The sequence below is a fragment of the Nostoc sp. UIC 10607 genome (assembly GCF_047228265.1).
GTDB lineage: Bacteria > Cyanobacteriota > Cyanobacteriia > Cyanobacteriales > Nostocaceae > Nostoc > Nostoc foliaceum_A.
On sequence record NZ_JBIQNW010000009.1, the window covers coordinates 42,723 to 68,146 of the forward strand.

The following is a 25,424-nucleotide window of genomic DNA, read 5'->3' on the forward strand; positions in this document are numbered from 1 at the left end:
TTCCAAGACAATCGAACGACGACACTATTCTGCGTCCTCCATCTGCATACAATCAAGGTTCAAATCACGAAACTATTCCAAGACAATCGAACGACGACACTATTCTGCGTCCTCCATCTGCATACAATCAAGGTTCAAATCACGAAACTGTTCCGAGACAATCGAACGACGACACTATTGTGCGTCCTCCATCTGCATACAATCAAGGTTCAAATCACGAAACTGTTCCGAGACCATTTCAACCAGTTGAGCAAAGCCAATCTGAGGAAACCGTTCCTCCCCTTCAGGCTGGATACAACCAAGGTTCAAATCATGAAACCGTTCCGAGACCATTTAACCCAGTTGAGCAAAGTCAACCAAGTCCTGTGAATAATCCAAATGCCAGCAAACCGGACGTGACATTATATCAACCACGACCTGCGTCTAATCAAGGCGGGCAACAAGCGCCACCAGATAAGACCTTGTTTCAACCAAGACCTGGAGCTAATCAGGGTGGGCAACAAGTGCCACCAGATAAAACATTGTTTCAACCGCGACCTGGAGCTAATCAGAGTGGGCAACAAGTGCCACCAGATAAGACCTTGTTTCAACCAAGACCTGGGTCTAATCAGAGTGGGCAACAAGTGCCACCAGATAAGACCTTGTATCAACCGCGACCTGCATCCAATCAAGGCAGACCACAAGTGCCGCCAGATGTGACGTTGTATCAACCGCGACCTGCATCCAATCAAGGCAGACCACAAGTAGCAACAGATGACACTATTTACCAACCAAAGCTAAATGGGCAGCTAGCTACGAGAATTTCTCCCAATTTCTTGCGAATCCTGGGAGTGGTCTTTGCAATTGGGCTGACTTTAGCATTAGTAACGTATATATATACTCAATTTCAATCTCGTAAAGAGCCAAATAACCAACAAAGTTTACCTAATAGCAGCATTCAAAACTAATCAGCTAATGAGCGTTAGGCAAGAGCGTAGATTATGTACATAATCTACGCCCCTAAGCCGATTCATGTGTTGCAAACGACATTCATTAACTATATTCATCCCAAACTACAGGAAAGGAATAATTTGAAACCGCCGATAAATCATGATTTTCACTGCGGGTTTCTTCATCAAGAACTTTCACAACTTTGTTATAAATGTCTTGTGCTTGTTGCGGGGAATCACCGATGCTGGTTAATCCCAACTTGCCAAACTGCGAAAGGCAACCCATAAGATGAAACACTGTACCCGTTTCAGTACCACTGTCAAAGTGCAGTCTGTGGTGAGCGATGATATCCATCAAATCATTAGGTAATAATCCCTGATAGCGCTCTTTTTGCAGATTATCAGTGGCAATGTAATATTTTGGACGACCTTGCTGACTATAAAATAAACCCGTGGAAAGGTCATAACGCCCGTTCGTTAATAATTTCAAGGTCATGAATGGATGAGTTGTACCGCCTTTACGCAGGTTAATTTCGATCGCCTGAATATCCCACTCTCCATTACCCTTATCAACGGTGATAAAATCTACGCCAAATCGCTCTAAAGTGCCTTTCTCTGCTAGCTTTCTGCCGACTTGTAACCCCAATTGCTGTAATTGTAACCGATAGCTTTCATCAGCCGGAAAGCGACAACCAAGATAAATCTGACCGTCTGGGCCTCCGAGAATTTGGTCGTGGGTTGAAAGGATTTCCACTTCGCCAGTGGGAGTGATTCGTCCTTGGACGCTGGGCGATCGCTTAATTTCCCCTTCCACAAATGCTTCGGTAATTGCCCCCAATTCAGGGATTCTTCCCGAAAAATTATCCCAAGTCTCTTGTTTTGCTTGAAAGCGCATTGTTGAGAAGCGATCGCTAATTGCTGCGACTCTTTGGGCATGAGTCCCTTTACCGGGTGCTAGATTCTCAATTGGTCTAAGATCAAGCAATGCATTTCCCTCTCCAGAAATGCCTTCGTTGAGTTTTACTACAACCCGTTTTAATGTCGGTTGTCGTTCCCACAAATCACTGGTAGCTTCTGCTAAATCTGTATGGTTCCAAATTTTTTCGCTGCCATCTGGATGCGGTACTCCGCTTTCGGCGAAGATTTGCCGACTGCCACTTTTTGTCCCCCAAATCTGTAAATCTGGTGCGGCAGCATACAGCGGTACACCCAATTTTACAGACAATTCGCCTTCCCAGTGCGAAGAGTTGTAGCAAATCATAAATGATTTATCTAGCCTCAAAGCTTGATGAATCCGTTTTAGCAGGCGGGGGCGTTCTAAAATCTTTTGGCTGAGAGGCTTAAGCGAGGAATCGTAAGTAGAAAGTAGCAGCAAGCGATTGCGAGCATGAGAAAAGGGAATTCCTGGCAACAGTTGCAGATAATAATCAATGATACTAGGGTGCAGAGGTACTGATGTTACATAAACCAGTCGAGTCCGGGGATTCTGCAACCGAATCAAGGAAAATAGTAATCTTTCTTCATAATGTTCGCAGCCTTCGATCTTTTGGAGTTCGCGCTGATCGAGACTCAGGGAGGGAATAATTAAAATATCCGCTTCATTATTGTCAAATGACTCGCTCGTTTTCCAGCGATCGCTCAGGGTTAATTGTAAGTGGTGAAACTTTTCAACCTGCTCTAACTCAGAAATATTTAGTATTGCCATAACCCCTACCCTCTAATAATCTCAATGTAGCGCACCATGTAGGCTTTTGGGCTATTATGCGGACTAGTCGTCAGATACTTGTGCAAGAAATTTAGTCTACAAAAAGTCAACTATGCAGATATCAGCCTAAATAAATATTAACATTAACGAAAATCGATGGTGTAAAAGTAAGTATTTTTGCAACTACGAAGTTAGAAAGTAGAAATCTTGATTTTTATTTAGCGAAAATGGCTCAATTGTTGAGGCACAATCAATGATTGTAGACTAATTCAGTAACTCTCATTTATTGGATTTATTTTACGTCTTAAGGTTGAGCAAATGTCAGCTTGTTTTACCTCTATGGAGCGATAAAGTAAAGCAACATAATAGTTAACTTAAAAGCAGATGAGAAGGAGAAATCCTTCATCGCATGAGAGTTGTATACTTGTTTTTCGTGGTCAGGTGAATAGCGTGTGTCAGGTGTGAGGATAAATAATGTAAGCCGCGTACAATTGCCAGCAAGAAGTACGTTTGGTAAGCATCCGGGGTATAAACGCCTAAAATTGCAAATGGCTAGTGAGAGCCAAAGCAAAAAATAAACCTTGGGTTGAATTTTCGATCCAAGGTTTATTTTTCAAATGGGGACTAGAGACTGAAGAAGGCTTTTACCAACATCCAATTACATTCAATATTACCGAAACAAAAACTATGGCTAAATCAAAAGAGCAAAAAGAGCAAAAAGAGCAAAAAGAGCAAAAATTACAACCGCCACAGCAACAACAACCACCTGGTGTTGAATCAGAAATGACGCCAAAACCCAAAGCAGATGATGAGCAGTATCGGGGTAGTGGCAAATTACAAGATAAAGTAGCATTGATTACGGGTGCAGATAGTGGTATTGGTCGTGCTGTAGCGATCGCATTTGCTAAAGAAGGTGCAGATGTGGCGATTCTTTACCTCAATGAACACGACGATGCCAAAGAAACAAAACATTTGGTAGAAAAACAAGGGCGTCGTGCAGTAACCATTGCAGGCGATATCGGCGATGAAACCTTTTGTCAGCAAGCTATCCAACAGACAGTTGGGGAGTTTGGCAAACTCGATATTCTCATCAACAACGCCGCCGAACAACATCCTAAAGAAAGTATCGAAGAAATCACCAAAGAACAACTAGAGCGAACTTTCCGCACTAATATATTCTCAATGTTTTTCATGACTAAGGCTGCACTCAAGCATTTACAAGCAGGCAGTTCTATTATCAATACCACATCAGTAACAGCTTATAAAGGTAGCCCACAACTACTAGATTATTCTTCTACGAAAGGTGCGATCGTTGCTTTTACTCGTTCCTTATCACAAAATTTGGTGCCTAAAGGAATTCGTGTTAATGCTGTTGCACCAGGGCCAATTTGGACACCTTTAATTCCATCAACTTTTCCTGAAGAGAAAGTTGAAACTTTTGGTAAACAAGTACCAATGCAACGAGCCGGACAACCAGAAGAAGTTGCTCCTAGCTACGTATTTTTAGCCTCTGATGATGCTTCTTATGTCTCTGGACAAGTATTACATGTCAATGGCGGAGAAGTTGTTAATGGATAAGTAAAAAAGTTGGTCATTAGTTATTAGTCATTGGCCATAGGTTATTTATTTTGGACAAAGGACTAATAACTAATGACAAAGAAATAATTACTTATAACTCTACCCTAATGGTCTTCCATTGGAGGGATGAGTCAATATTGAAATATTGATAATCTATCTAGCAGCAAACATTTAAGAAATAATAAGTACGTCTATGGCATCTCCTACACCACTGCATGGCACGGAACTAGTAGATTGTGCTAGAGCAAATGCCAAGCAAGGAATTGAAACTGCTGCTTATCAATGTGGCTATGGTCAAGACCTCAACAAATTTGCACGAGAACTCAGACAAGCTTGTGAAGAAATGAATTTACAAGTGAAGGAACTCAGCGGATTGATTACTGACCAGGACATGATACTGGAATTGGGTACTGGCGAAATTGTTGCTCCAGATACGGCATCAGAATTGTAAAATTAGTCATTTGTCATTTGTACTTTGTTCTTCACTAATGACCAATGACTAATGACTAATGACTCTTTCATAACTTTAAAATTACCCGTGCCAAATTGAAGTAAATCAAAACGCCTACTACATCAACTGCTGTGGTAATGAATGGTGCTGACATTAATGCCGGATCTAAACGGAGGTAGCGAAATAGAAACGGCAGTGCCGAACCGGAGATAGAAGCTAAAAGAGAAATAGCTACCAAACTAGTGCCTACAGCGATCGCTACTTCTAATCGTCCTTGCAGAAAATAAGCCCAGACAGTAGCGATCGTGCCTAACATTCCTCCTAATAATGCTCCTGCGATCGCTTCCCGGCCAATTACCTGCAATGCGCCAAGCGATCGGATTTCGTCAGTATTCATCCCGCGAATCACCACTGTGGAAGATTGAGCACCCACGTTACCACCAGTACCAGTCAGCAAAGGGATAAACGCTGTCAGTGTTACCACTTTTGCTAAAAGGTCTTCTTGCGACTTAATAATTGTTCCTGTGATCGTATTGGTTACAAGTAAAACCAACAACCATACAACCCGCTTCCGAGCAATTTCCAGTAAATTCATCTGAAAATAGTTGTCGCCTCCCGACTGCACACCACCACCTAAGGCATAGATATCTTCGGTGGTTTCTTGTTGCAGAATATCAATCACATCATCGACGGTGATAATACCTACTAGACGCTGTTCTCGATCTACGACAGGCACAGCCAAAAAGTCATATCTTTGGATTAATCTCGCAACTTCTTCCTGGTCTGTATCAGTGTGGACAAACACCACATCACGGGTCATAATTTCGCCAATGATTTGCTCAGGCTGAGAAGTTACCAACTCCCGTAACGATACAATCCCTGTTAAGCGCCTTGCTGCATCCATGACATAAAGATAATAAATCATCTCACTGGCATTAGCTAAATTGCGAATTCGCTCTAGGGCTTGAGATACTGTAAAGTTTTCTTTCAGCGAGATTAGCTCTAGCGTCATGATTCGCCCAGCAGTATCAGCTTCATAACCCAATAGTTGGGCTGTAGCCTGGCGTTCTGCTGGACTCAGTTGTTCTAGCAGGCGATTAACGACTTTTGCCGGTAATTCATCAAATAACCTAGCTCGGTCATCCGACGACATTTGATCGACAATATCGCGGACTTCCTGACTTTTAAGTTCCTCGATTAACCGTTCTTGAACACTGTAGTCGAGATATTCATAAACCTCAATAGCCTCATCTTTAGAAAGCAGGCGAAAAGCCAAAGCGTGCATCGCTTCCGGTAAGCCCTCAATCGCCTCGGCAATATCCGCAGGCTGCACAGGTACGAGAATAGCTTTTGCTCCCTGCAAGTCTCCCGCTTCTAGGAGCATTTGCAGCTGAGTCCGCACTAAATCTCGCAATTCCCTGCGTGAGACATTCTGGATGGTAGAGTTTAAATTGTTTGTCTCAGTCAAAGTCCACTTTCCTCAGCCAGTTTGAACAAGGTTGCTGCCCTTAGTCTAGGGGAAAGTGGGAACTGCAACGTCAAACTTGTAATTTTTCCGACTTTGAGTAAATTGAAAAGTTTTGTAAATTAACAAAATAGGGTTTCGGAAGCTAATAATTCTAGCAGATTGTATTCGCTAGCTTAAATTTCTGACTGATAAGGCTTTTGCAAAACTTTTCGCTCCACTGACTTTAGATTAATACTGTATCTCTGCTGGTTTTTGTAACAAAAATATGAATTTCCATCCAATATCAAGTATAGATAAATAGTTCTTGTTCAAATCTTTAAATGTTGAAATTTTCTTTACAGAATTTTTATATAAATAATAACTATGCGGTTAAAAAACATGAGATCATCCGGTAGATTGGGAATTTTTATTTAAAAATAATTAAAACTTTGATATTCCTTTAAAAAGGTATAGATCAATGTGAATATTTAAACAAAGTTCCACAACAAAGATAGACATAACACGGTGATCTATTGTCAAATATATAATTGATTCATCCAAAAACAATCCCTAAACTTAAAAATGTAAATTCTTACTTTTAATTACCTAAGTATATATCTACCCCGCTTGGGTATTGCTTCGCCTCAACTTCATGCACCTGCACATTAGTGAGATTAGAAGCTCTGAAAAAAGAGAATTTATGAATTTTGATGCATGTAAATTCAGTTTGGCAAATTTACATGCATCAAAAACTCAGAAATTGGTCGGAAGGAAACTAAAGATTCATAAGGGGTAATACACTCTTTGAGTAATCTCTAATATTTATTGGCATACACGTTTTTATATATACCTGCTTTTAGGGAAAATATAGCAAGGTATATTACTTCATCCTATTTTTATGTTGAGCCAAATAGATAGCAGAGTGGGAAAAATCAGCAAAGGAGCATACATAAAATAAAATAATTATATCAGCAATTCACTGAAAGAGAATCAGCATTAATAAATATATCAATAGGCAAAGGATTAGCCTATAAATATATTTAAGCTAAAATAATTCCGAATTTTTTGTTGAAAATATTCAATATAAAACTAATCCGAAAGCATTGATTATGGAATTAGTTTTAGCACTATTGTGAGGCATATATCTCAATGAATGATTTACAGAAGCAAGGTCTTAACCAACAGCTGTCAACATCTCCAAGTCCAATAGATAGTAATAAATCATCTCTACAAACGATTGATCCGGCACAATCTAATATTTCGGCTCGGGCTAGCGCCAGTATGCTATCTCAGGGAGATGGACTCAAAGCAGAGTACTACGACAACATCGACTTCACCAACCTGAAGCTAACTCGCACAGATTCGACGGTGAACTTTAACTGGGGCGGTGGTACTCCAGATCCGTCCATCGGTGCAGATACCTTCTCAGCGCGTTGGACAGGTCAGGTAGAAGCCAAGTACAGCGAGACTTACAATTTCTACACCACTGCTGATGATGGGGTGCGACTGTGGGTGAATGGTCAGCAAATCATCAATAAGTTTGTCAATCAATCCGCCACAGAATACAGCGGCGCGATCGCACTGGTTGCAGGTCAGAAGTACGAGATTAAACTCGAATACTACGAAGATCAGTACGCCGCTGTCTCCCAACTGGCTTGGTCAAGCTCCTCTCAGACCAAAGAAATTATTCCCCAGTCGCAACTGTATAGTAATGTCAACACACCTACACCTACACTTGGTAATGGCAACGGACTCAAAGGAGAGTACTACGACAACATTGACTTCACCAACCTAAAGCAAACTCGCACAGATTCGACGGTGAACTTTAACTGGGGCGGTGGTTCTCCAGATCCGTCCATCGGTGCAGATACCTTCTCAGTGCGTTGGACAGGTCAGGTGCAAGCCAAGTACAGCGAGACTTACAATTTCTACACCACTGCTGATGATGGTGTGCGATTGTGGGTGAATGGTCAACAAATCATCAATAAGTTTGTCAATCAATCCGCCACAGAATACAGCGGCGCGATCGCACTGGTTGCAGGTCAGAAGTACGAGATTAAACTCGAATACTACGAAGATCAGTACGCCGCTGTCTCCCAACTGGCTTGGTCAAGCTCCTCTCAGACCAAAGAAATTATTCCCCAGTCGCAACTGTATAGTAATGTCAACACACCTACACCTACACCTACACTTGGTAATGGCACCGGACTCAAAGGAGAGTACTACGACAACATTGACTTCACCAACCTAAAGCAAACTCGCACAGATTCGACGGTGAACTTTAACTGGGGCGGTGGTTCTCCAGATCCGTCCATCGGTGCAGATACCTTCTCAGTGCGTTGGACAGGTCAGGTGCAAGCCAAGTACAGCGAGACTTACAATTTCTACACCACTAGTGATGATGGTGTGCGACTGTGGGTGAATGGTCAACAAATCATCAATAAGTTTGTCAATCAATCCGCCACAGAATACAGCGGCGCGATCGCACTGGTTGCAGGTCAGAAGTACGAGATTAAACTCGAATACTACGAAAATCAGTACGCTGCTGTCTCCCAACTGGCTTGGTCAAGCTCCTCTCAGACCAAAGAAATTATTCCTCAGTCCCAACTGTATTCACCAGTTCTTCAGCCCACCATTACATTAGGATCATCTTCCACGACTGTGAACGAAGGCGACGGGACTGTAACCTTGACTGTGCTGCGAAGTGGTGATCTAAGCGGTACATCTTCAATTAAGTATGCCACTCAAAGTGGTACTGCAAAAGTAGGGGATGACTACGGCAATGGAGGCGAGGAAGTCGAGGGGACACTCACCTTTGCACCAGGAGAAACTAGCAAACAGGTAGCAATTCGGATCGTTAACGATAACATCATAGAAACAGATAAAGCCTTTAGTTTCCTCATTGATCAGCCAGAGGGAGCAACACTAGGAACCCAAAGAACTTTGGGAATTACGATTCAAGACAATGATGGTCAAAGTCTGAGTTTTACTCAGCCACAAGTTAATGAAAATGTCGGTAATGCCACGATAAAAGTTACACGGGCTAACGGTTCGGGGGCTGCAAGTGTCAACTATACAACCGTTGATGGAACAGCTAAAGCTGGCTCTGACTACCAGGCTATATCTGGAACCTTGACCTTTGCAATAGGAGAAACCAGCAAGAACATTTTGATTGCCATCAAGGATGACACCATTCAGGAAGCAGATGAAGCATTTACTTTGAAGTTTAGTAATGCTGTTGGGATGGTATTGCCTAGTAATCCGGCGGCAACTATAACTATCTTCGGTAATGACTCCAGTTTTAATAAAAACACTTTGGTTTCGGGGTTAGATCAACCCACAGAGTTTGACTGGTCAGCTGACAATAAGCTCATGTTCATTGCCCAAAAAGATGGGATAGTAAAGGTGTTTAACACCGTCACCAACACCTTAGAAGCAAAACCATTTATCGATATTTCTTCAGAGGTAAATAATATAAGCGATCGCGGTTTGTTAGGCATGGCCGTACATCCAGATTTTGGCAAGAGTGCGAACGGCAACAACTACGTTTATCTGTTATTTACCTACGATCCAGTAGAAACCAATGTCAACAATCCCAAGAACAATCCTAATAGCAACTTAGACAATCCCGATAGCGGAGGTAACCGTGCAGCAAGGTTAGTTCGGGTGAAAGCTGACCCAAATACTGGTTACAAAACTGCGATCGCTGGCAGTCAAGTGATATTATTAGGCAAAAATAGCACTTGGGACAACATCAGTCGCCCAGACACTGACAGCACATCAGTTAATCTTACTGACGAAACAAAGAACGCTGGGCCATCAGGTATTAAAAACAAAACAACTGGGCAGCTATTTGCCAATGTCCAGGATTATCTCAACGCTATCAAAAACAACAACATTACCAACGTCCAGGATTTTATCGCCACCGACAGTTCAACTCACTCTGTTGGTAGCGTGCGCTTTGGTAACGATGGGACTCTGTTTGTAAGCCTTGGTGATGCTACTTCCTATAACCGAGCCGACCCCCGAGCAGTTCGCGTCCAGGATATTGATAATCTGTCCGGCAAGATCCTGAACATTGATGCCATTACTGGTCAAGGTTTATCAACTAATCCTTACTACAACGGTGATCCCAATAGTAATCGTTCTAAAGTCTATAACTCAGGTGTGCGTAATGCCTTCCGCATCGCCATAAATCAAGAAAGCAATATTCCCTTTATCGGCGATGTGGGCTGGTACTCTTGGGAAGAGGTGAATACTGGTGGACCAGGCAAAAACTTTGGCTGGCCATACTTTGAGGGTGGATATGATTCAAATGGCAATCTCGTCAACCTCAAACAATTTGTTTATTCTCAACTAGATTCAGCGGCAGAATTCTACAATACTGCTGGCAAAACCGCTACACCACCAATTTACGCCTATGATCATTCAAACGGCGCGACTTCGATCATTGTCGGTGATTTTTACACGGGCGGTGGCTTTAACAATGCTTTGTTTATCGGTAATCCCACTAAAGGAACTATCACTGCTTTAACCTTGGACAATCAGGGGAAAGTTGCCTCAACTACACAGTTTGCTTCTACTGGAGGGGCACCTGTGGATATTAGGGCTGGAGATGATGGCAAGCTTTACTACGTAGACTTGGCATTAGGTAAGATTGATAGCTGGGAACCTGTTTAAAGTTCAAAATTAAATAGGAGTCCCATAGGATCATTTTCCTCAAGATAACTTTGTCAAAAATCCCAACAATTTTTTGGTATTTGATGTCAAAAGTGTACGACGATAAGCATCAGCAGCTTTTTTAATCGCTTCGGCTTGAGTGGGATAAGGATGAATCACACTGCTTAACTTACTCAAGCCGATCTTATTCACCATTGCCGTAGTTATAACTGATATCATTTCACCCGCATGACTAGCGACAATAGTTGCACCGATAATTTCATCAGACCCCTTTTTATGATGGATTTTGACAAATCCTGATTCTTCACCATCTGCGATCGCTCGGTCTACACTACTAAAAGGTATGTTGATTGTCGTCACCTGAATACCCAATTTCTGCGCCTCGTGTTCATACAACCCAACATGGGCAATTTCTGGGTCAGTGTAAGTTACCCACGGCATTACCAGACTACTGAGTTTGGAGCGTCCTAAGCCAAAGGGAGAAAACAGCGTATTCTTAATCACAATCCGCGCCGCAGCATCAGCAGCATGGGTAAACTTCCAGTTCATACAGATATCGCCAGCCGCATAAATTTTGGGATTGGTCGTCTGGAGATAATCATTTACCTTCACACCTTGGCGCTTGTCGTATTCCACCCCCACTGATTCTAAATTCAAACCTTCCACATTTGGCGATCGCCCCGCACCAACTAAAATTTCATCTACTGTCACCGAATCTCGATGACCATTGGAGGAAAAGTAAAGCCGTTTTCCCTCTGTGACAGTTACAACTTCTTCCAACTTGGAATTCAGCACCACGCGAATTCCTTCGTTAATCAAAACCTTTTGCAGAATTTTGGCAGCCTCAGCATCTTCTTTATTCAAAAGATGAGAACCGCTATGGAAAAGTACCACCTCAGAACCCAAGCGCCGGAAAGCTTGCGCCAATTCGCAACCAATGGGGCCGCCACCAATCACCGCTAAACGTTCCGGTCGTTGAATCAGCGAAAAAACCGTCTCATTAGTTAGATAACCCGCCTTTTCAATTCCCGGAATCGACAATTGTGCGGCTCTCGCGCCAGTCGCAATCACAGCTTTTTTAAATCGGAGGGTTTTGTCGCCAACTTCTACGGTATTTTTACTCGCAAATCGACCGCTACCCAAAAAGACATCGACACCCAAGTTTTTAAACCGCTCCGCCGAGTCGTTATGGCTAATATCAGCCCTTATTCGTCGCATCCTTGCCATAACTTTGGGAAAATCAACATCAATATTATGTTTGGGAATATTAACTCCCAAGTTTTGAGCATCCCAAATTTCGCCAACAACGCGAGCAGACCGAATAATAGTTTTAGATGGTACGCAACCAAAATTTAAGCAATCTCCACCCATGAGATGCTTTTCAATTAACGCCACTTTTAAACCCAAATCCAGACCCGCCGCCCCCGCAGCCACCACTAAACCCGCCGTACCAGCCCCAATTACTACCAAATCGTAGACATCTGCCGGTTCAGGATTAACCCAATTTGGCGGATGAACGTAAGACACCAACTTTTGGTTATACTCATCTGTTGGGCGAACCGTAACTCTCTCTAAATCTGAATTGGTCATTGGCTAAACCCCTCTTAAGAATTGAAAATACTAAAGTCAGCTGCCTTTTAAGGAAATTCAAAATTCAAAATTCAAAATTCCAGTAAACTTAGGCGGCTCAGTCTTTTATTTTTTATGCTTGTTTAACAACGAATACAGCCTTTAAATTGTTTTGTCCGTTTGGTAATTGACAGATACGATTGAAGCTTTCCTGTATAAACATTTCAACAATCGATAATTTACAGCAATTTGCAGTTCAATAGACGGCAGTAAGGGCGTACAATTCTTACGCCCTTACAATTCATTTTCTAAAGCTTTGCGGGCAATCCGGGTGACATAAACTGTCACGGCGACTGTAGCAATCAAACCCAAAATCCTAATTGCCCATTGCAAAGTTGGGTTGGTAGGTTGAGCTTCAGTACCAATCATGGCAAGATTACCTGCAAGGGAACCAATATAAACGTACATAATGGTTCCAGGAACCATGCCTACAGAGCCGATAAAGTAATCTTTAAGTGAGACTCCTGTGATGCCAAAGGCATAATTTAATAAATTGAAAGGAAATATCGGGGACAATCGCGTTAACAGGACAATTTTTAATCCTTCTCTACTAACCGCTTGGTCAATGGCGGCAAATTTTTTGTTATCTGCGATTTTTCGAGCAACCCAGCCCCTTGCTAAATAACGTCCCACAAGAAAAGCAGCAGTAGCGCCAAGGGTTGCACCGATAAACACGTAGAGAGAACCCCAAACTGCACCAAAAATCACACCCGCTCCCAAGGTGAGAATAGAACCTGGGAAAAAAGCGACGGTAGCGATAATGTAAAGAGCAATAAAAGCTATGGCTCCTAATGCACCCAGGCTATCAATCCATTGCAACGAGTCCCGTAAAATAGCTTGGGGATTAAAAGAATTTGGATTTGCAGATTCTTGTGCCAAAGCCGGGTCTGTGTTTAATGCGAAAGCGATCGCCAATAGCAGTAATATTAATCCACTTAAGCTAGAAAACTTCTGCAAGTTTTTGGCATCAATATTTTTAAATATCTGAATGATTGTTAGTTTTGTCATGGGTTGTTATTTCTTCTAATGCCACACTTTGAGCTAAAGCTTTTTGAGCAACTTTTGTGATATATACAGTCACGGCAACGGTAGCAATCAACCCAACTACTCGCATTATCCATTGCCAGACTTGAGTTTCTGGAGTAATTGGTTGATGAGCCGTGTCAATCATGGCAAGATTACCAGCTAACGAACCAATATAAACGTACATCAAAGTACCGGGAATGATCCCAAAGGAACCTAATATATAGTCTTTGAGGGAAACCTGTGTTACTCCAAAAGCATAATTCAATAAATTGAAAGGAAAAACGGGACAGAGACGAGTCAACAAAACAATTTTCCATCCCTCTTTGGCAACTGCCAAATCAATCGCTTTAAATTTAGGATGCTTGTCCATTTGTCGGGAAACCCAATCCCGCGAAAGGTAGCGTCCAATGATAAAAGCCAAGGTTGCTCCGATTATTGCAGCAATTAGCACATATATTGACCCCCAAAATACTCCAAACAAACAACCGCCTTTGAGCGTTAGGAGGGAACCGGGTATAAATAGTAATGTTGCCAAGTTGTAAATGACTATATAGGCGATAGGCCCTAAAACGCCAAGACTCTCAACCCAAATGACTGAGGTTTGTAAAAGTCCCTGAAAGTTGAATTGTTTAGCGACGATTATGAGAGTAGCAATTAGGCAACTTAAGAGTAGTAGTTTGAGTTTGGGATTTAATACAGGCTTCCTCATTTTTATAAGTTTTACATTTAGAACCTGAAACTTCGTGTTCAGAACTTGAAATTTCGTGTTCAGAACTTGAAATTTCGTGTTCAGAACCTGAAGCTTCGTGTTCAGAACCTGAAGCTTCGTGTTCAGAACTTGAAAGTTCGTGTTCAGAACTTGAAATTTCGTGTTCAGAACCTGAAAGTTTGTGTTCAGAACCTGAAAGTTCGTGTTCAGAACTTGAAAGTTCGTGTTCAGAACCTGAAACTTCGTGTTTAGAACCTGAAGCTTCGTGTTATGACCCTTAACACTTCAAATCCAATGCCCTTAAGATATACTACTGACATGAGAAACAGTTTAAATTCTCTTAAATTTTTCTCGGCGATACCAGCGACGAATTCGCTCAGGGGAAACGCCGATTAAATAAGCAGTAATTACTATTTGATTAAGCAGCGTAGTTTTGAGCACTCCCTTTTGTAACCATCTACGAGCTGAAGTAATAACTGGTGTGGGGATAATTACAATCTGTCCTATGCGTTTTAACCGACGCATAAGTTCAAAGTCTTCCATGATAGGCAATTCAGGAAAACCGCCAATTTCCTGAAATATTGCTTTTGTTAAAAAAATTGCTTGGTCGCCATAGGGCATTTGAAAAAAATGCGATCGCACATTTATTCCCCACTCCACCCATCGTAAACTTAAAAGTGATGCATCAATCCGCAATTTAAACGCACCAGCCACAGTCCCAGGCTGTTGTAACGCTGTGCGAACCATGTCATCAAACTCAATTGGTAAACAGGTATCTGCATGGAGAAAGAGCAGAATCTCCCCGGTAGCAGCTACAGCACCCGTATTCATTTGAGCAGCACGACCTGGAGACGATGAGATAACTTTGACACCTAAAGACTCAGCTATTTCTATAGTGTCATCTTTGGAGCCACCATCTACGATGATTACTTCTATATTTGTATTGGGTTGAGTAGTTGCAATTGCTTCTTTGATATTCCCTGCTTCATTAAGAGTCGGAATAATAATAGAAATTCTAGCTGCGTCAATATTCTGACTCATAATTGCTTACAATTTAGCTAAAGTTGATGTCATCCTCAAGATAATCCCCATGACAGCTATCACCGTCAACTTGAACCCCATCATTCAACTTACCGACAACCAATTTTATCAACTCTGTCGGGAAAATCCTGAAGTCAAATTTGAACGGAATGCAGAGGGAAAACTACTAATAATGCCACCCACAGGCGGAGAAACAGGAAATCGCAACTCAGAAATTTCGGCAGATTTTGTGATTTGGAATCGCCAAACTAAACTAGGAATTTGCTTTGATTCTTCTACCTGCTTTAAACTTCCCAATGGTGCAAACCGTTCTCCTGATGTAGCTTGGATAAGAAAAGAGAGATGGAATGCACTCACACCTGAAGAACAAGAAAAATTCCCGCCCATTGCTCCAGATTTTGTTTTAGAGTTAATTTCACCAAGTGATAGTTTGCGAGAAACGCAAGCCAAAATGCAGGAATATATCGATAACGGAGTTAAATTAGGCTGGTTAATTAATCCGAAAATGCGTCAGGTAGAAATCTATCGTATTGGTAAACCAATAGAAACACTAGCATCTCCCCAAGAATTATCGGGAGAAGATGTTTTACCAGGATTTATTTTAAATTTACAAATAATCTGGGGATAAATATTTGCGATCGCACTCGCACCTGCGAAATGTGGGTTACAGCGTTGTTCGTAGCATTGACATCGTAATGCTTATGGAAACCACCAGTGACTTCTATTGTTGTAAAACTGAAACCGTCCAAAGCCGAGAAATTGTCCATGGGATTTCCCACCCACCGGGAACGCTGTCACACCCAGTAAGTAGACACCAGAAAAGCTGGGATTTTTCACAGGGCGGAGGGCAATTGTAACTGTCTGTCCCGGAGTTAAAGGCGGTTCAAAGTTCACAGTAACTGTGCGCGTCTCGCGTTCCCTGGTGACTGGGCCTAGTGTTAGCCGAGATTCTTTGCGCTCGCTCGTTCCGACAAAGGCGCGGGTATCATCAAGATCATAGCGGATGTTTTCTGCTCCTTCTTTTTGTGCGATCGTTACTTTCTGGAGGGATTCTCCAGCATTCTCCGGCACGTTAATCGTGAAATAGTAAGTTGCGCCCCAAACATTCACATCTTTATAAGTAGTCGTCGCCTCAACAAGTTTCGGCGGTTGGACAAAGTAGACAGTGCCATCTCTAAGCTGCACCGCTTGAGTCACCGGAACGGTTACTCCCCCAATACCAATTGCTAACGAGAGTGTTATTCCAAACAAAGTTGCAACACGCATGATTCAGATATAAAAAACGCACTCATTTCAATTTTAGTTCTTTAGGAATGAGTGACTTGGGAATAATAGAAGCTTGTTTTTCCCAATCAGAAGATTTCGTGTACCACCAAGCCCAAGCAATTAAAACTGCTTGAAAGGGAAGTCTGAATACGTGTAGCCAAGGTGAATTTGGTATATGTTCAATCTTAATAAGATTAACCGCCATATTAATATTGGCAGGGTAAACAGCAATAAAAAGAGCAAGAAGTCCCCAAGCCGCAGCTTGACTTACAGGCGGGACTAATAAGCCGATACCACCCAAAATTTCATAAAAGCCACTCAGATAAACTAATCCTAAAGGGTAAGGTAGTTGCGGCGGCACAATTTTGGCATATTCTTCTGGAACAAGGAAGTGTGTCACTCCAACCACAATGATGCATATAGCAAGAATTACTCGTAATACTTCCTTATACTTATTCATGATTTTGACTCATTATATACTTGTGTCTATTACTTAAGTTTGACTCACAGATGTTAACCTGACTTGAGTCAATAGGAGGAAAAATTGACAAAATTTTCTAAAATCCCACTTAATTAAGATATTTATCTAATTGCCGATCACATCTTACAAGTAAGTGACTGATTCTTTAATCCAATTATTCATAAAAATATGAGCGATGCCTTTAACCGACTTGCACCCTTCATTCAAGAATATATTTATCATCACCAGTGGACTGAATTACGGCCAGTTCAAATTGCTGCTTGTCAAGTTATATTTGACACCGATGCTCATTTGCTCGTTACTGCTGCAACTGCTGCGGGTAAAACAGAAGCAGCCTTTCTCCCAGTTTTGACTCTGTTACATGCCAACCCTGCTGCAACTATAGGGGCATTATATATTAGTCCAATCAAAGCTTTAATTAACGATCAATTTGAGCGCCTCAACGACTTACTTAAAGAAGCAGATATTCCCGTTTGGCACTGGCACGGGGATGTTCCTCAAAGTCGCAAAAACAAGCTTTTAAATAATCCTCAAGGCATTCTCCAAATTACACCAGAATCTCTAGAAAGTTTGTTAATTAACAAAAATAACGACCTCATTCGCTTATTTGGTGACTTAAGATTTGTCATCATTGATGAAATTCACGCCTTTATGGGTTCAGAACGCGGTTGTCAAATTATTTGCCAATTACAACGTTTAGCAACCTTGACGCAAAAGCAACCGCGCCGTATTGGTTTGTCGGCAACTCTTGGTGATTACTCACTAGCTGAAGAATGGTTGTGTTCAGGAACACATAAGCCAGTCATTACACCGAAAACTGACGGGATAAAACGCCAAATTAAACTGGCTGTAGAACATTTTTATATTACTGATGAAGTAGATGAATCAGAAGCAACAGATTATGAAAAATATATTTTCAACCTCAGCAAATCTCGTAAATGCCTAATATTTGCTAATAATCGGACGCGTACCGAATCTGTAATCGCATCTTTGCGACAAATTGCCACAGAACAAGGGCTACCAGATATATATCATGTGCATCATGGGAGTATATCTGCTAGCTTGCGACAAGCTGCTGAAAACGTGATGCGCGAACCCAACAATCCAGCAGTTACCGCCGCCACTCTCACTTTAGAATTAGGCATAGATATTGGTCATTTAGAGCGAGTTATTCAGTTAGAATCACCCTTATCTGTAGCTAGCTTTTTACAACGCTTAGGACGTAGTGGCAGAAGAGGTGAAGCTGCCGATATGCGCTTTATCTGTGCCGAAGATAAACCATTATCAGAAGCTTCTCTACCAGAGCAAATACCCTGGCAACTTTTGCAGTCTATCGCTATTATTCAACTTTATTTAGAGGAGCAATGGATTGAACCAATCAGACCGATTAAATATCCTTTGAGTTTGCTTTATCACCAAACAATGAGTATTTTAACAGCAATGGGGGAAATTTCACCTAATGCACTAGCTAAACAAGTTTTTAGCCTGCCGCCTTTTACTGCTATTTCCAAAGAGGATTTCCAATTATTACTACGCTATTTAATTGATATTGGTCATATTCAGCATACTGAACAAGGTAAGTTAATCTTGGGTTTAGTAGGAGAAAAGATTGTAAGAAAATTCCAATTTTATGCTGTCTTTGCTGAACAGCAAGAATATATTGTTAAGCAAGGTGCAACGCAAATTGGCAGTATTGTCACGCCGCCTGCTGTTGGGAATCAATTTGCTTTAGCTGGGAGAACTTGGGAAGTCGTAGAAATTGACTTTAAAAAGAAGGCTATTTTTGTTAAACAAGCCGAGGGGAAAGCTAGTATTTATTGGCGTGGTGGTAGTGGTACTATTCACACCAAAGTTTTGCAACGAATGCAACAGGTTCTATTTGATAATGTCGAGTATAGTTATTTGCAAAAAAATGCTTTGCAACGTTTACGTCAAGTCCGCCAAATGGTGCAGCAAGTTGGATTAGATAAACAAAATATCTTGCTATTGGAAAAAGGTAAATGCTGTATCTTTCCGTGGATGGGTACGGTTGCTTACCGCACCCTAGAAAGATTACTCAACTCCTACTGTCGAGAATCGTTAGAAATTACAAGTATTGGCGGAGTAAATCCCTATTATTTAACAATTAAATTAGGCAAGGATAAATTTAAATATCTTTATCATGAAATTGCTTCATTGTGTGAGCAAAGAATTACCTCAGAAGATTTACTTAGTACTTCAGAAGCACCAGAAATTCAAAAGTATGATCAATTTATTCCTCATCCACTTTTACGAAAAGCTTTTGCTAGCGATTATTTAGATATGAGAGAACTCAAACAGCAAGTGGCTTCATGGAGAGAATAAACAACAGTAAAATCCTTTAATTCCCTGAAAATTGCTAAAATTCCTAAAAATTATTAGTAGGTAATCCAGTAACATCAGTTTCGAGAGCAAACAAATCACCAGCGTAGAAACTTTTTTCGATCTCTGCTTGGCTCAGTCCAACTGAAGCAGTGGTAATGTAAAGTGTTTGCAAATCCTCGCCTCCAAAAGTACAACTGGTTGGCAATTGTACAGGTAGCTTTACCCGTAATATCTCTTCACCTTTGGGGGTGAAACGAATCACACACCATCCATCCCACATAGCTGACCAAATATGTCCTTCACTATCTATTGCCAACCCATCTGGGTAGAAGGGTTCATTAGTTAAATCAACAAAGATCCGACGATTAGTAATGTTTCCTGTTAGTGAATTAAAGTCGTAAGCGTATATTTTTTGCTGAGGAGAATCTGTTAAGTAAAATGTCTTTTGATCGGGACTCCAGCCCAGACCATTAGAGATAGTCAATTCCGTTTCCATCACATGCAATGAACCGTCTTGATCATAGCGATAGAGGCTAGCTTGGGGTTTTGCCAAAGTACACATTGAGCCGAACCAAAAACGACCTTGAGGGTCACATTTACCATCATTGAGACGGTTATCCGGTAGATTTTCTTCAATTTCCAAAATGGTATTAACTTCACCTGTCTGGGTGTTGAAAAATGCCAGGTGATGGCGCAGTGCGATAATTAATCTATCTACACCTGCTGTTGCGATCGCACCTACGACATCTCCGACATCAAAAAAGCAGTTTTTCCCTGTGGCAGGATGAAACTGATGCACCCGATGGTTAAAAATATCGACCCAGTACAGTAGGTTTTGGCTATAGTCCCACATGGGGCCTTCACCTAAGCGGGCACGGGCTTCTAGAACATTATGGAGTGGATATTGCAACTTGTTCATTTTATTAACCAACAACACCATTTACAGAAAGTAATTTCAGTGAAATTGACGCAATGCGTTCAAAAACGTTTGCTTACTTATAGACAACAGGCAAAAATATTATTTATATTCAAGTAAAAACTAAAGACGTGATGAATTGCGTCTTTCCCAGGTAAAAGAAAAACTAATCCTTTTGACTAATGCTCAGATTCCCAACTTTTTAAAGGATGTCTGAGAAGTATCAAATATTTCTTGATCACCCGTAACCCCTTAATAAGTGGGGAATAACAGTCTTAAAGTCCCCCTTAAAAAGGAGGAGTTAGGGGGATCTCTAAGGGTTAGGCCTATACAAAAGAACTTTTCAGACATCCTCTTAGATAAGTCGGAAATCTTCTTCTTAAACAGCTTGTAAAATCTCCTCATCTACAGAGAAATCAACATCAGCTTTGTCTTTCGCATTAGCCAAATAATCATTTTCCAGAGAGTCTTGTAACCCAGAAATTAAATCATATTCAGGTTGCCAGTTTAATTCTGTTTGCGCTTTGTTCACCGAAGCAAAGAAATGCTGCACCCGCATCGGAAAAGCTTTGCGCTTGCCAAAATCAAACTTTTTCGGGTCGTAATGGACGATTTTAACAGCATCGGGTGATTTCCCAGCCGCGATCGCACTAGCACGGGCTAAACCATCAAAAGTGACAAAGCGATCGCCAGAGATATTATAAATCTGTCCTATGGCTTGTTCATTACCCAAAACCTGAGTCATTGCCTGTGCTAAGTCTTTTACATGACCTAGCTGCGTGATATGCAAGCCATTTCCGGGGATTGGAATGGGGCGATCGCGCACAATTCTGTCAAAAAACCAGCCTTCCAACTCATTATAATTACGAGGCCCGTAAATATAAGTAGGACGAATAGAGGTAAAAGGCAATCCCAATTGAGTCAAGTAAGCTTCTGTTTCATGTTTACCCTTATGGCGACTTTTAGGATCTACTGGATCACCTTCTACATGGGGCAATTGGTCAGATTTGAGATATACTCCCGCAGAACTCATATACACAAAATGTTGCACTCGACCTTGAAAAATTTCTGCTAGTGGTTGAGTATCAGTAAGTTCCCGCCCGTTATTGTCAAAAATGACATCAAAGTTTTCTTGTGATAACTTTGCTTTTAATTGAGTAGCATCAGTGCGATCGCCTATAATTTGTCCTACTCCCTGTAAAGAAGGTGCTGGTCTATTTCCACGATTGAACAGCACCACCTCATGTCCTTGTTCCACTAGTAGTTGAGTCAAATAGACACCAATGAACCGAGTACCACCCATAATTAAAATTCGCATAAATTCACCATTTCTATATCAGTTGTCGTCAAAGGATTGGGAACTGGAGACTGGCGACTAGGGAAGAGGCTAAGAGGCAGGAGAATAATCAAAATGCCTAATGCCCAATGTCCCATGCCCAATCCCCAAGCCGCAATGCCCAATCTGAGATTATCAGGTTGCAGCATCCATCTGGAACCTCTGAGGGAAAGATTGCGTCTTATGTGCTAATCTGGGGCGCTTCCCGTTAATTAATCACAAGGGGAAACTTTTCAGTTAACGTCATCAAGTTGGCTTTTGTATTTTCCATTTATTCAAGTTAGCTGTGCCCTTGAAATATGCTCTGGTTCATGAGTGGCTGACACCCAAAGCCACCGGTGGTTCAGAACTCGTTGTACGAGAAATTTTGAATCACATTGATGCTGATTTGTATGCTCTCATCGATTTTGAATCCAGCAATCCTGAAAGTTATTTATATAAGCGTCAGATTGGTAAGACGTTTCTTCAGGACTTTCCCTATGCCCGCAACGGTATACAAAAATACTTGCCTTTGTGGCCTTTGGCAATTGAACAACTTGATTTACGGCATTATGACGTAATTCTGTCTTCATCTCACGCTGTTGCTAAAGGAATCCTTACCACTCCCGAACAGATGCATATTTGCTATTGCCACAGTCCTATGCGCTATGCCTGGGACTTGACCTTTGATTATCTGCGTCACAGCAAAATGGGTCGTGGTTTCGCTGGATGGGTGACACGATATTTATTACATCGTTTGCGCCAGTGGGATGTATTGAGTGCCAATCGCGTTGATTACTTCATTGCCAACTCGCAACACACGGCTCGGCGGATTTGGCGTTGCTATCGGCGAGAAGCAACAGTCATTTACCCACCAGTGAATATTGCAGAATTTCCGTTTCTGTCTGAGAAAGAGGACTTTTACCTGACAGTTTCCCGGTTAGTGAGCTACAAGCAAGTATCGTTGATTGTCAACGCTTTTAATCAACTAAAACGACCATTAGTAGTCATTGGTACAGGAGATGAAATGAACAAGATTCGCGAGATGGCAAACTCCAATATCCAAATATTGGGATGGCAACCCGATAATGTGGTAAAAAAATATATGTCTAGGGCTAAGGCGTTTGTGTATGCAGCTTGTGAAGATTTTGGTATTGCCCTAGTGGAAGCACAGGCCTGTGGCACGCCAGTGATTGCCTACGGTGCAGGGGGTGCTTTAGAAACAGTGCGAGATATTCGCTCTGATGCGGATACAGGGACAGGTATATTCTTCAAGACGCAAACAGAGGCGGCTTTGGTGGAGGCAGTAGAAAAGTTTGAAGTGTATGAGGGTTCGTTCAGTTCCGAGTATATGCGATCGCACGCCGCGCAGTTTTCACCGGAAATTTTTGCAGATCGTTATCTAGATTTTGTAAACAAGTGTAACGAGAAAAGACCGTTTTTGGAATGATGGTCTTGGTTAATGTCTGATTTTTTTTAGGCTTTTGGCAATTTCCCCCCAGAAGCACATCATTTTGGCTTTAATATTGGGACTATGTGTGGTGTGGATTATTAAGGAGTATGATGACTGCCCAGAGCTCACTCCTCTCCGGCAAGCGAGGCGTACGGCAAGACACTAGAGCGTCTACGCGTACTTTCTTAAAACGCGGTCAAAAAACAAAGACGCCAAAAGTTAAACCCAAAGGTTTATCTTTTCAGGGTTTAAACGGAGAGTTTGCCAAACGACTGTTCGACATAGTATTTTCGCTGTCGGTGTTAATTTTGTTCTTCCCCGTCTACTTAATTTTGACCTTGCTGATTGCTTTCAGCTCAGAAGGGCCAATTTTTTATATCCAGGAACGGGTAGGGAAAAATTACAAAGCGTTTAATTGTATTAAATTCCGAACAATGGTAAGCAATGCGGATGAAATCCTCATGCAAATGATGGAAACATCGCCCGAGTTGCGACAAGAATTTGAAAGCAGTTTTAAGCTGAAACAAGACCCCCGGATTACCAAAATTGGTCGATTTTTGCGAATTACTAGCTTAGACGAATTTCCCCAGTTCTGGAACGTCTTAAAAGGGGACATGAGTGTAGTCGGCCCCCGACCTTTAGTAGCGGAAGAACTGCCAAAATACGGTTGTCACATTGATGAGATTTTAACAATCCGTCCAGGAATTACTGGTTTGTGGCAGGTGTCTGGGCGTAATGATATTCCCTACCCTCGGCGAGTCCAAATAGACCTGCATTATGCTCGATTTAGGAATTTCTGGCTTGATTTATGGATCATCTTGAAAACTGTTGATGTGGTCATTCTGCCCAAAAATAACGGGGCATACTGAGTCACTACTTAGGGTAGATTCTGTGGGGCAATTAATGCCCCTAAATACCAATTCTTGCCGTAAGACTGAACCACTGTTCATCTTTGTTTATATAGTTGTTATATATATTCCTTTCTAGCTAGCTCAGGCTTTTCTAAGTGTGAATACACACTTTGCTTTGCTCTGATTCGGATTTTTGCCCAAAAAAGTCTAATTTAAAATATTTATTTTATTCAGTCTTCACAAAACTAGAGATATATAAAGTTTTGACCAAACAATAACGTACACAAAAATAATCTTGATCTATCTAGTACAAGAAATATACATAATTAAACAATCTTGATCTATCTAAGGTTGATCTTACGTGTTAAATTACTTTTTATTAAGTATATCTATTTACCGAAAAAGTATCCTAACAATAATAACTCGTAGGTTTCCCATTATGCAATTCAGCAATTAGCTGCTAGGTTGTATCAGATTGGCTGTAACTTTTTAATCAAGGACAATAAGGGATAATTGAGCATGACGCAACAGAAGCGAGCGTTGATTACTGGTATTACTGGTCAAGATGGTTCATATCTAAGTGAGTTTTTGTTGGAACAAGGTTATGAGGTTCATGGCATCATTCGCCGGACTTCTACCTTTAACACAGATCGCATCGATCACATTTATGAAGACCCGCACAAAGAGGGAGTACGGTTGTTTCTTCACTATGGTGACTTGACAGACGGTACAACGTTGCGGCGCATTTTAGAAGAAGTCAAACCAGTAGAGATTTACAACCTGGGTGCTCAATCTCATGTCAGAGTCAGCTTTGATTCACCAGAATACACGGTGGATGCTGTAGGAATGGGGACGTTGCGTCTGTTGGAAGCAATTCGGGACTATCAACACCGTACCGGAATTCAGGTGCGATTTTACCAGGCGGGTTCTTCAGAAATGTACGGTCTAGTACAAGCAATACCGCAAACTGAGACAACGCCCTTTTATCCCCGCAGTCCCTATGCCTGTGCGAAAGTTTACGCCCACTGGCAAACTGTAAATTATCGTGAGTCTTATGATTTGTTTGCTTGTAATGGCATACTTTTTAACCACGAGTCACCACGGCGGGGTGAAACCTTTGTAACCCGCAAAATTACTAGAGCAGTGGCTGGTATCGTTGCTGGTAAGCAGAAAAAGATTTACATGGGTAATCTAGACGCCAAGCGAGATTGGGGTTATGCGAAGGATTACGTTAAAGCAATGTGGTTGATGTTGCAGAAAGACCAGCCAGATGATTATGTAATTGCTACAGGTGAAACCCACTCAGTGAAGGAGTTTTTAGAACTGGCATTTAGTTATGTGAATCTCAATTGGCAAAATTATGTAGAGTTTGATGAGCGTTACCTCCGCCCATCTGAGGTAGAGTTGTTAATTGGCGATTCTACCAAAGCACGGCAGAAGTTGGGCTGGACACCATCAGTAACTTTTGAAGAACTAGTTTCTCTAATGGTAGAAGCAGACTTACAAGCATTGGGTCACACTTCACCCAATGGAAAAGGTTCGCAATTTCCACATGATATTGCGACTATTCGTCAAGAACTGGGCGCTTTGCACTTCTGATTCGC

Annotated in this window: 19 protein-coding genes and 1 pseudogene; 9 read left to right on the forward strand and 11 right to left on the reverse strand. The window is 41.6% G+C overall.

The features are described 5' to 3' along the window. Positions 1–947, forward strand: a pseudogene (locus ACEYW6_RS10900) (serine/threonine protein kinase); the annotation flags it as partial. Positions 948–1,032: 85 nt separating this feature from the next. On the opposite strand, the gene ACEYW6_RS10905 reads toward ACEYW6_RS10900, so the two are convergent. Next, positions 1,033–2,634, reverse strand: coding sequence for a peptide ligase PGM1-related protein (locus ACEYW6_RS10905; protein ID WP_412979728.1), 1,602 nt, complete (start codon positions 2,632–2,634; stop codon positions 1,033–1,035). A 687-nt stretch (positions 2,635–3,321) separates the two neighbouring features. Here ACEYW6_RS10905 and ACEYW6_RS10910 point away from each other — a divergent pair. Beyond that, positions 3,322–4,212: an SDR family oxidoreductase gene (locus tag ACEYW6_RS10910; RefSeq protein WP_412979729.1), complete on the forward strand. Its 891-nt coding sequence runs from the start codon at positions 3,322–3,324 to the stop codon at positions 4,210–4,212. 193 nt (positions 4,213–4,405) lie between these two features. Continuing rightward, positions 4,406–4,663, forward strand: coding sequence for a hypothetical protein (locus ACEYW6_RS10915; RefSeq protein WP_190889560.1), 258 nt, complete (start codon positions 4,406–4,408; stop codon positions 4,661–4,663). Positions 4,664–4,730: 67 nt separating this feature from the next. Here the strand turns inward: ACEYW6_RS10915 and mgtE are convergent, their stop codons facing one another. Continuing rightward, positions 4,731–6,131 carry a magnesium transporter gene (gene mgtE, locus ACEYW6_RS10920; protein ID WP_190889558.1) on the reverse strand — a complete coding sequence of 467 codons (1,401 nt, stop codon included), beginning with the start codon at positions 6,129–6,131 and terminating at the stop codon, positions 4,731–4,733. Positions 6,132–7,259: 1,128 nt separating this feature from the next. On the opposite strand from mgtE, the gene ACEYW6_RS10925 reads away from it, so the two are divergent. After that, on the forward strand, positions 7,260–10,790 hold the full coding sequence (locus ACEYW6_RS10925; RefSeq protein WP_412979730.1) for a PA14 domain-containing protein: 3,531 nt from the start codon (positions 7,260–7,262) through the stop codon (positions 10,788–10,790). Positions 10,791–10,829: 39 nt separating this feature from the next. Here the strand turns inward: ACEYW6_RS10925 and ACEYW6_RS10930 are convergent, their stop codons facing one another. From ACEYW6_RS10930 to ACEYW6_RS10945, 4 genes are all read right to left on the reverse strand, one after another. Then, entirely contained in the window at positions 10,830–12,380 is a 1,551-nt protein-coding gene (locus ACEYW6_RS10930; RefSeq protein WP_412979731.1) for a mercuric reductase, read from the reverse strand. 273 nt (positions 12,381–12,653) lie between these two features. Continuing rightward, complete coding sequence (locus tag ACEYW6_RS10935) at positions 12,654–13,427, reverse strand: TVP38/TMEM64 family protein (protein WP_412979732.1); 774 nt, start codon at positions 13,425–13,427, stop codon at positions 12,654–12,656. Next, positions 13,396–14,154, reverse strand: coding sequence for a TVP38/TMEM64 family protein (locus ACEYW6_RS10940; RefSeq protein ID WP_412979733.1), 759 nt, complete (start codon positions 14,152–14,154; stop codon positions 13,396–13,398). Before ACEYW6_RS10940 ends, ACEYW6_RS10935 begins: the two co-directional genes overlap by 32 nt. Positions 14,155–14,484: 330 nt before the next feature. After that, complete coding sequence (locus tag ACEYW6_RS10945; RefSeq protein ID WP_412979734.1) at positions 14,485–15,195, reverse strand: TIGR04283 family arsenosugar biosynthesis glycosyltransferase; 711 nt, start codon at positions 15,193–15,195, stop codon at positions 14,485–14,487. A gap of 49 nt (positions 15,196–15,244) precedes the next feature. Here ACEYW6_RS10945 and ACEYW6_RS10950 point away from each other — a divergent pair, with 49 nt between their 5' ends. Next, positions 15,245–15,823 carry a Uma2 family endonuclease gene (locus ACEYW6_RS10950; protein ID WP_412979735.1) on the forward strand — a complete coding sequence of 193 codons (579 nt, stop codon included), beginning with the start codon at positions 15,245–15,247 and terminating at the stop codon, positions 15,821–15,823. Between the two features lie 71 nt (positions 15,824–15,894). Here ACEYW6_RS10950 and ACEYW6_RS10955 read toward each other — a convergent pair whose 3' ends face one another. Together ACEYW6_RS10955 and ACEYW6_RS10960 are read right to left on the reverse strand one after the other, a co-directional pair. Continuing rightward, positions 15,895–16,461, reverse strand: a complete 567-nt coding sequence (locus tag ACEYW6_RS10955; protein WP_412979736.1) for a DUF2808 domain-containing protein — start codon at positions 16,459–16,461, stop codon at positions 15,895–15,897. Positions 16,462–16,483: 22 nt separating this feature from the next. Then, positions 16,484–16,921, reverse strand: a complete 438-nt coding sequence (locus ACEYW6_RS10960; RefSeq protein ID WP_412979737.1) for a DoxX family protein — start codon at positions 16,919–16,921, stop codon at positions 16,484–16,486. A gap of 189 nt (positions 16,922–17,110) precedes the next feature. Here ACEYW6_RS10960 and ACEYW6_RS10965 point away from each other — a divergent pair, with 189 nt between their 5' ends. Then, positions 17,111–19,285, forward strand: coding sequence for a DEAD/DEAH box helicase (locus ACEYW6_RS10965; protein WP_412979738.1), 2,175 nt, complete (start codon positions 17,111–17,113; stop codon positions 19,283–19,285). A 43-nt stretch (positions 19,286–19,328) separates the two neighbouring features. Here ACEYW6_RS10965 and ACEYW6_RS10970 read toward each other — a convergent pair whose 3' ends face one another. The 3 genes from ACEYW6_RS10970 to ACEYW6_RS10980 all read right to left on the reverse strand — a co-directional run bounded on the left by ACEYW6_RS10970 (position 19,329) and on the right by ACEYW6_RS10980 (position 21,686). Further along, on the reverse strand, positions 19,329–20,204 hold the full coding sequence (locus ACEYW6_RS10970; RefSeq protein ID WP_412979739.1) for an SMP-30/gluconolactonase/LRE family protein: 876 nt from the start codon (positions 20,202–20,204) through the stop codon (positions 19,329–19,331). A 376-nt stretch (positions 20,205–20,580) separates the two neighbouring features. Next, the gene (locus ACEYW6_RS10975) at positions 20,581–21,519 is read right to left on the reverse strand and encodes an NAD-dependent epimerase/dehydratase family protein (RefSeq protein ID WP_412979740.1); all 939 of its coding nucleotides are present in this window, start codon (positions 21,517–21,519) and stop codon (positions 20,581–20,583) included. Next, on the reverse strand, positions 21,507–21,686 hold the full coding sequence (locus ACEYW6_RS10980) for a hypothetical protein (RefSeq protein WP_196513403.1): 180 nt from the start codon (positions 21,684–21,686) through the stop codon (positions 21,507–21,509). The genes ACEYW6_RS10975 and ACEYW6_RS10980 overlap by 13 nt, the downstream gene beginning before the upstream one ends. 137 nt (positions 21,687–21,823) lie before the next feature. On the opposite strand from ACEYW6_RS10980, the gene ACEYW6_RS10985 reads away from it, so the two are divergent. The 3 genes from ACEYW6_RS10985 to gmd all read left to right on the forward strand — a co-directional run bounded on the left by ACEYW6_RS10985 (position 21,824) and on the right by gmd (position 25,419). After that, entirely contained in the window at positions 21,824–22,966 is a 1,143-nt protein-coding gene (locus ACEYW6_RS10985; protein ID WP_412979741.1) for a glycosyltransferase, read from the forward strand. Positions 22,967–23,079: 113 nt separating this feature from the next. Then, positions 23,080–23,838 carry a sugar transferase gene (locus ACEYW6_RS10990; RefSeq protein ID WP_190890087.1) on the forward strand — a complete coding sequence of 253 codons (759 nt, stop codon included), beginning with the start codon at positions 23,080–23,082 and terminating at the stop codon, positions 23,836–23,838. A 501-nt stretch (positions 23,839–24,339) separates the two neighbouring features. Further along, positions 24,340–25,419, forward strand: a complete 1,080-nt coding sequence (gmd, locus tag ACEYW6_RS10995; RefSeq protein ID WP_412979742.1) for a GDP-mannose 4,6-dehydratase — start codon at positions 24,340–24,342, stop codon at positions 25,417–25,419. Positions 25,420–25,424: the final 5 nt, after the last annotated feature.